General features: G+C 47.4%; 6 protein-coding genes. All 6 read right to left on the bottom strand.

Features of this window, described 5'->3' with window-relative positions; genetic code table 11:
• Positions 1 to 69: 69 nt before the first annotated feature.
• Complete coding sequence (locus HJV72_RS18575) at positions 70 to 333, bottom strand: TIGR04197 family type VII secretion effector (RefSeq protein ID WP_049729961.1); 264 nt, start codon at positions 331 to 333, stop codon at positions 70 to 72.
• A 36-nt stretch (positions 334 to 369) separates the two neighbouring features.
• Positions 370 to 4,635: a type VII secretion protein EssC gene (gene essC, locus HJV72_RS18570; RefSeq protein WP_208073311.1), complete on the bottom strand. Its 4,266-nt coding sequence runs from the start codon at positions 4,633 to 4,635 to the stop codon at positions 370 to 372.
• Positions 4,636 to 4,639: 4 nt separating this feature from the next.
• Positions 4,640 to 5,791: a type VII secretion protein EssB/YukC gene (locus HJV72_RS18565; RefSeq protein ID WP_208073309.1), complete on the bottom strand. Its 1,152-nt coding sequence runs from the start codon at positions 5,789 to 5,791 to the stop codon at positions 4,640 to 4,642.
• Between the two features lie 59 nt (positions 5,792 to 5,850).
• Positions 5,851 to 6,639, bottom strand: a complete 789-nt coding sequence (locus HJV72_RS18560) for a hypothetical protein (protein ID WP_208073307.1) — start codon at positions 6,637 to 6,639, stop codon at positions 5,851 to 5,853.
• 32 nt (positions 6,640 to 6,671) lie between these two features.
• Complete coding sequence (locus tag HJV72_RS18555; protein WP_208073305.1) at positions 6,672 to 7,364, bottom strand: hypothetical protein; 693 nt, start codon at positions 7,362 to 7,364, stop codon at positions 6,672 to 6,674.
• Between the two features lie 26 nt (positions 7,365 to 7,390).
• A partial coding sequence (locus HJV72_RS18550; RefSeq protein ID WP_208073303.1) for a hypothetical protein occupies positions 7,391 to 7,968 on the bottom strand: 578 nt, incomplete at its 5' end.

Here is a 7,968-nt window from a genome sequence, read left to right as displayed (position 1 = left end):
TGTTCATGGAATCGAGTTCCGACAGTACCGTTCCTACATTCATCTTTACGCCCATCCTGGCTCCTTCTCCTACTTATACTGGCCTCGTATCTTCTGGTCAACGGCATCCAGCGCATATGCTATCTGAGCCACATGCTCACCGTCTCTTTTAACAATCGAATTGTAAGTGTTCAGGCATCCCTGCATCGCCTGATATGTCTGCTCGCAGTTCAACTGTGCAGGTACACCCGTAACAACGGCACTGCCGACATTCAGTAAAGTAATATTATTGCCTGCAGAGACGATATTACCCCGCAGAGCAACTGCACTTCCGAGTGATGATTTGATATCCATATAATTCAGCCTCCTTTTCCATCAGCCGCCCGGCCTCTACACTGCCTTGGGCAGAAGAAGTTCCTTATAACTACCGTTATGAAACAACAGGCCTTCTGTGAACGGCACATGATCCGCACCCGCCGGAACCGGCATGATTCCCAGAAATCCCTGGGAGCTCACCATCAGTCCCTCTGAAGAAGATTTTACAAACCGGGTAAGCTCGTCTGCTCCTTTTAATTTCCCTGTATGTCCGGTGACAATCATCGTGATGCCCACATTGCATGCCCTTCTGAACATGGCTGTGATTTCAGGTATCGAATTTGTCTCATATGCGGGAAAATCATCCAGATCATCGATGAATATGTAATACGGCGGCAGTTCCCGTAGCATTTCCACCGGCGCTATCCCCACATTCTCTTCCAGCTTTTCTCTCTTAAGTTTCTCCCGGCTTTCTACCTCCTGCTCCAGTTCATCCATATAAGCGATGAACCCATCAAGACCTTTTATATATTGCATCCCTTCTCTTGAAGCATAGCCGAACAGCCCCATATTGCCTGCATCGAATATTATGACAGTACCCGTGCCTGCCGCCTGATCTATCAGTATCTTTAATGCGTTCGTCTTTCCCTTCCCGCCCTCGCCGAGCATGAGAAATGGGCTGCAAAGCCGCGAGAACCCGCTCAAAATCACTTTTTTCTTTTCGAGTCCAAGATACAGGTCTGCCTCCTCCCTTTCATAATCTCTCATCATATCCGAACTGAATTCATCGGGAAGCACCGGTATATGTTCCGCCTCTTCTCCCGGGTACCTTTCTCTGACACTCTGTACGAGTTCCCGGATGTCCTTCGTATAATCCGCTGCCCTGTCACATGCGGCCATCATGTATATCTGGAGCATATTGACATTGTCTTCCTGTTTTACGAAAGCTCTTCCCCTAATTTCCGGAAGCTTATACTTGCAGCGGCCCACGATGTTCGTCACTTCACCGTTCTCGAAATTATATCCTGCAATCTTGTTTTTAAAATTGTTACACGTTGCGGCACGCACTGCATTGATCCTGGAGGCCGTTATTATAAAATAGATTCCGACTCCGGCGCCGTCTCTTGTCAAACGTGTAAAATACTCCTCTTCATCGAAGCCCATTTCCTTCACGGCATCAAAATTATCCGCCAGCACTACAACCGCCTTCATCTTTTCCTCGGCCATTTCATTGTATACCTGGAAGTTCGGTGCCATAGCCGCTGACAGCCGTCTCTTCCTGTCCCTTACTTCTTCGGTCATCAGTTCCTTGAATTTGTCATACCGCTCCGTGTCTTCTATACTTATGTATTCAGACGTGTGCGGGAGGCTCCTGAGTGAGACGAGCGCGTTATTGCCAAAGTCGAGTATGTACAGGTTAACTTCTGAAACCCGGTTAGATAACGCGAGGCCAAGTGCAGCGGTCGTCAGAAATACGGATTTGCCATATCCGCTGGAGGCGATGTACATAATGTTGCCGTCTTCCGGCAGATGCAGCTTATACACGGTCTGCCTCTGCTCTTCGGGAACATCCATCAGGCCTATGGGTACCACAAGACTGCCCTCTTCGATACTACCGCCTCCGCTGTCTTCCATGAGCGGACTGATTACCTTCTTCTCAAGAGAGGGGAGCCATGGCCTTTTGACGTCTGTATGCGCTTCGCTTTCATACACCTTTTTGATATGGCGTACCACTACGTCAAGCTGTGTGTCTTTTGCTTTCTTTTCAGCCTGAGTCCCGCTTAGATCCCGGTTCACCAGCACGCCCTGCCCCAATTCGTTCATCAGATAGACACGGTCATCCATCGTAACTTCATCTTCCTGTTCCTCAATATAGTCCGCACCGCTCCAGGCTGACTGGAACAGTTCATATATCTCATTGTTCCCCACCTGCAGATAGGCCCTTCCAGCCTGTGTAATGCCGGCGGCATCGGGCGTCTTGATAATCTCTTTGCTGTCCGCCTCATTCTGCACCTTAAGCGCCAGCTTGAATCTGGAATTTGCCCATATCTGATCGTCTACTACCCCGCTTGGCTTCTGAGTAGCCAGTATAAGATGCACGCCGAGGCTCCTTCCGATGGCTGCCACGGATACCAGCTCCTTCATGAATTCAGGCTGTGCCTTTTTCAGTTCAGCAAATTCGTCACTGATCAGGAAGAGATGGGGCAGCGGTTCCCGGACCTTTCCCTCTTTGAACAGGCTGTTGTATGCATTGATGCTGTTCACATCGTTATCCTTAAAAATCCGCTGCCTTCTCTTCAGCTCTGCCCGGATAGAAGCCATGGCTCTCAGGCTTTCCGCTCCGTCCAGGTTCGTAATCGTACCAAGAAGATGCGGAAGGTCACGGAACAGGTTGGCCATGCCACCGCCCTTGTAGTCGATAAGAAGAAAGCCTACTTCATAAGGATGAAAATTAACCGCAAGCGACAAGATGTAAGACTGTATGACCTCAGACTTTCCGGAGCCTGTCGTCCCTGCAATCAGCCCGTGAGGGCCATGGGCCTTTTCGTGCAGATTCAGATATACGATGTCATCTTCCGCCCGGACGCCGAGCGGCACCGCAAGCGATTTGTGTGAACCGCCTTTTTTCCATCTCGAGCGGATGTCCAGCTCTTCGGGATTACGGACATGATACATCTGAAAAAAGGTAATGCTGTCCGGCAGATGGCTCGTCACACCCTGGACATGCCTCAGCACGCCGAGATCTCTTGCCATTGCCTCCAGATTACAGTTTTCCAGTCTCTGCAGTGTAATCTTCTCATTCTTTAATTCCTTTTCCTTAAGAAGAAGCCTGCCTTCGCCAGAATGCTCCAGAAGCAGCACTGTCCCGATATTTTCCGGAAGGTTTGCCTGCAGATAGCTCGTGTATATGATAGAGAAGCCTAGATATTCCCCCTCTTTCTGCAGATATTCCATAATCGAATGGTCGATAATCAGCTTCGGTTCATCAATGATAAACAGAAAATGTGGAATAAATCTGGATTCCTTTTTGCTCTCATCCAGCTTGGCCTGCCTCTCTTTTAATATCTGGTTCATGCTGTTAAGAATCTGGTCCCTTACACGCTCCGTCTGAATGAGCCCCTGAACATTCAACGACTGTATCTTATTATGCGGAAGCCAGCGCATCCAGCTGAATTCCCCCTCATATTTCCCATCACATACAACGATGATCTGCAGGTCATGATAGCTCTGAAGCGCAGTGAGCTGGCTGATATATATTTTCAGCTGCTCATGGATAGCGGGTTTCGTACCTACAAGTCCAAGATGTGCCTTCTTCAAGTCTATAACGCATTCCTTTTCCATCCATTCATAGAGGTCCGCAATCTCTGCCGCTTCCTTATCCAGTTCATCTTTATTCAAAGACAGTTCATTATCCTTTGTTTTCAGCTTAAACGCAGGCCTCTTCGTCTGCTTACCCACTGAAATCGTCAGAAAATCCTCATCCGTACTGCTTCGTTCATATATCCTGCTGTCGTACTGGTGCACCATCTTCTGGATTTCGAGCATCGACGGAAAATTATAACGATATGCCCCCTCTTCGTTCCTGTACAGTTCATATATTTGCTTTCTTTTTCGCAGAAGATACTGTTCATACAGTTTCCGGCGTTTCTTGTCCGTCTCTTTCCTCTCTTTTCTGTCACTCGCAAATCTTATGACAGCTACGATAACCGTCATGCCGGTGCCGCCTACAGACATAAGCAGAAACAGCCCCCGTCCCATCAGCAGGCCTATGCCAACTGTCACAGCCATCATTCCCAGCGGCGGCAATAATGTCTGAAGCAGGTTCGACCTGCTCAGTCCCGTCTTTTGAGGCGGTGCCTGAATCTCGATCTCATCTGACACGACACGTCTTATAATACGTGGTGAACGTTTATAATATGGAAATCCTTCAAATGGCTCCTCCGTTTCCATCAGTTCGGGAAGAGTAGAAGCATAAAGTCTGCCATCACCTAATACAGCCAGCTTTTCCTTAAATATTATAATTTTCGTTTGATGTATCAGCAGTACATCCCCTTCTTCCACCGGAAAAGTGGAGCTCCTCACGCGCTTCCTGTTATGGTAGATACGCTCTCCCTCCAAATCGCCTTTTATGCGCACCTCCCTGCCACGGATGCACAGTTCCAGCCTGCATCTATCTATGACGATGTCCCCGCAGCTCCCTATGTACAGCTCGCCCTCTCTCGCATATACATGCTTCTCTGACACCAGAGAGACAGTCCGGCCTTCCTCCTCATGCATAAGCTGGACGCCCTGCGGATACTCTTCATACCAATCTTCCTTCTGCACCAGATTATAATTCATACCGCTACTCCTCTTCTGTACTCTTGTCGTATTGGATTCCCAGTTTTTCCGCAAGCTTATCAATCTCGCCATCCAGTTCCTGAACCCTTTGCGCTTTATCGGATCCATTTAACGACGAATCACGGGACACCTGGTCACGCTCCTGCAGGTAGGCATAGAGCAGCAGCTGGTTGTCCGACAGCTTAAGGGCGATATCTTCTGCCTCTCTGGTCTCAAGTCGTCCCAGATATATCCAGTAGTCCATTACAGCAGAGTCTCCCCTCACGTTAAGCCTGGACAGGATATTGTCCTTGGCTTCATTACTGAAGTTGTCTACCGCCTGTCCCTTTATATACGACACTGCCAGAATATACTTTTCATGGATATCCATTGCATCCGGCTCAATCTCCCTGAGGCTGTCGATAACAGATACATAGTCTGATTCCACGTAGGCCCGCTGTGCTGCAAGCGCCGCACGCTGCGGAACAATCACGCTGTAGTGCTGGTAAAATGTGTATGCCGATACAGCGGCGGTAAGTATGAGAAACAATAGCATACCGGTCATCACTGCTCTGTACTTGCCTCTTTTTATCCTGCACATATGCGTCTTTTCATAACTTCTCAACTCGTGCTGCTTCTGGCTTAAGTCAGTCAGTGCATCTTCCATGCCCTTCCAAAACGCTGCCCCTTTTGCCTCTTCCTGCCTGTCCAGAAGATCCATCCCACCGCGCAGATAATCATCGTAAGTATACTTCTTCTGCAGCAGGGCACCTGCGAGTGCCTGAAACTCTTTAAAATAATCTTTATCGGCTTCCTCTTTCATGATGTCACGCCTTAACACATGCACACGGTTCTGCGCGTCATAATATAAATTATCCGGCTCCAGCGAAAAGTCATACACTCCAGCCGCTTCTTCCAGCTCTCCGACCTGGATCAGAAGGCTGTATATCAGCCCGCGGTCATTTTTCTTCACTTCCTTCAGCGGGGTGAGGCCTTCCAGCTCATAGGTAAAGCAAAGGCTTTCTTCATTTTCTTCTATCCTGCAGGGCACAAAATAGCATCTCTTATCCTGCAGCCTGTGATAATCATAGGCTGATGATGCCTTCATCTGTGCTTTATGTACAGTTTCTGTCAATATGTATTCTTTCCCCTTTGTTATCTCTTCGCTCTTTCCCATACCTTCTCCTTCTGTGTACATTGTTGCCTGGCATCCGGCTTAGGCGCCGTTTATTATACTTATTCTATTTTCTCTTCCCCATACCACTGTGCATCTGTCACTTCATAATTCGCTCCCGGAGAGACTGCATCAATAATCACTACTCCGTCCGACTCCCTTTTTACCACTTCACGTACATGGCAGTCTTCCGGCGCTATACCAGTGAAGGACTGTATCTCAAACAAGCATCCCATGATGACCTGAGCATCTATGAGCCACTCAAGTGACGATTTCTCACACCCCTTCTTTAAAGTATACGTTACTTTTGTAAAGTCTTTATTAATCCTTATCTCCATACCTTTATCTTTATTATCCTCAATTCGCTTATTCAGGGCGTCTTCCCTTGTACTTATCCAATGTTCCAGCTGCTTTCCCGTCACGGTCATCGAGAGCGTTCCATCCTCATTTAATTTGACCTCTTCATACCATTCATGCCCATAATTCCCCTCTTCCAAATCCTCTATTGCGTCCTCGGGAGTCTCTGTCGACGAATGGGATATGCCGATTAGAAAAGCGGGCTGTATGAACTCCATCGTCTCTCCTTCCGGAATCTTTATCTTGCGTTCCACCTTCACTTCATCATGCTGCAGGTTCGTTTTAACCGGCCATAGCTCCAGTCCTCGTTCATATGCATATTTTACATATAATAGCACCAGTATCATGATAGCCATGCTGATATATCCAAGGGCCCTTTTAATCTTCTCCATCTCTCTATCCCCTCCGCTCATTATGATTATATTATCGACGCAGGTGCTCTGGCTGATAACCGTAGAAATGTCCCTGGAGAGCTTGGCATTTATTTGGTACATCAATAATTTCTCGTTCACAAAATTGGCTATACTTATTCTATTTCCTCTTCCCCGTACCACTGTGAATCAGTTAGTTCAAAATATCTATTATCAGTATTTGTGTCAATAAGTGTTATTGTTTCTCCATCTAGTTCTCTTTTCACCACTTCACGTACATAACAGTCCTCCGGCGCTATACCGGTGAAGGACTGTATCTCAAATAAACATCCTATGATGACCTGAGCATACATACCCCACTCTAATGACGTAATCTCACACCCCTCTTTTAAAGTATATGTTACTTTTGTAAAGTCCTTATTTATTGTTATCTCCAGACCTTTATCCCAGCCATTTTCAATTCGCTTATTCAGGGCATCTTCCCTTGTACTTATCCAGTGTTCCAACTGCTTTCCCGTCACGGTCATCGAGAGCGTTCCATCCTCATTTAATTTGACCTCTTCATACCACTCATGCCCATAGTTGCCTTCTTCCAAATCCTCTATTGCGTCCTCGGGAGTCTCTGTTGATGAATGGGATATGCCGACTAGAAAAGCGGGCTGTATAAACTCCATCGTCTCTCCTACTGGAATCTTTATCTTGCGTTCCACCCTCACTTCATCATGCAGCAGTTTCGTTTTGACCGGCCACAGCTCTAGTCCTCGTTCATATGCATACTTTACATATAATAGCACCAGTATCATGACTGCCATGCTGATATATCCAAGGGCCCTTTTAATCTTCTCCATCTCCCTTTCCTCTCCCCTCGTTATGATTATATTGCCGGCACAGGTACTCCCACCGGAAACGGCAGTAGAATACCCTGTAATTCTAAGACTTCTTTTGGCACATCTGTAATTTCCAGTTCGTAAGCTTCCATCAGGCTCTCCCGCCAGTCCTGTTTTGTCGGATGATATTCCAGACCGATTTTACTGGTGACGGAGTTTATTTCTTCATAAGTTGTTGTTGCGCCCCACTCAATTTTTGCATAGGCATCTTCTCTTGAATGTGCGACCTCTGTATATGCTGTAGTCTTACTGTCCATGTTGAAAGTGCACTTTAAGCCAGTCCCTGATCCGCTCACTTTTCCCTCCAGATTCCCAATCTTCACGCCCCAATCCGCCAATATCTCCCTATTCTTTGATATGGCCACATCCACGGAATGGGGATTCTCCAAATCCGTCCCTATGCTCTTTGCCACTCCCCCATACAGCACAAGCCCATCTGCCAACGGTATCCTCATCTCACCGTCCAGCATCTGCACCGACAGGTTCGGAATATATTTCCCAATCAACTTTGCCACCTTGTCGACATACTCCAGCTGTTCTTCTGCATCAAGCGCCATGAACTCCT

The sequence above is a fragment of the Extibacter sp. GGCC_0201 genome, from assembly GCF_017566055.1.
GTDB lineage: Bacteria > Bacillota > Clostridia > Lachnospirales > Lachnospiraceae > Extibacter.
This window is presented reverse-complemented; position numbering and strand designations above follow the sequence as displayed.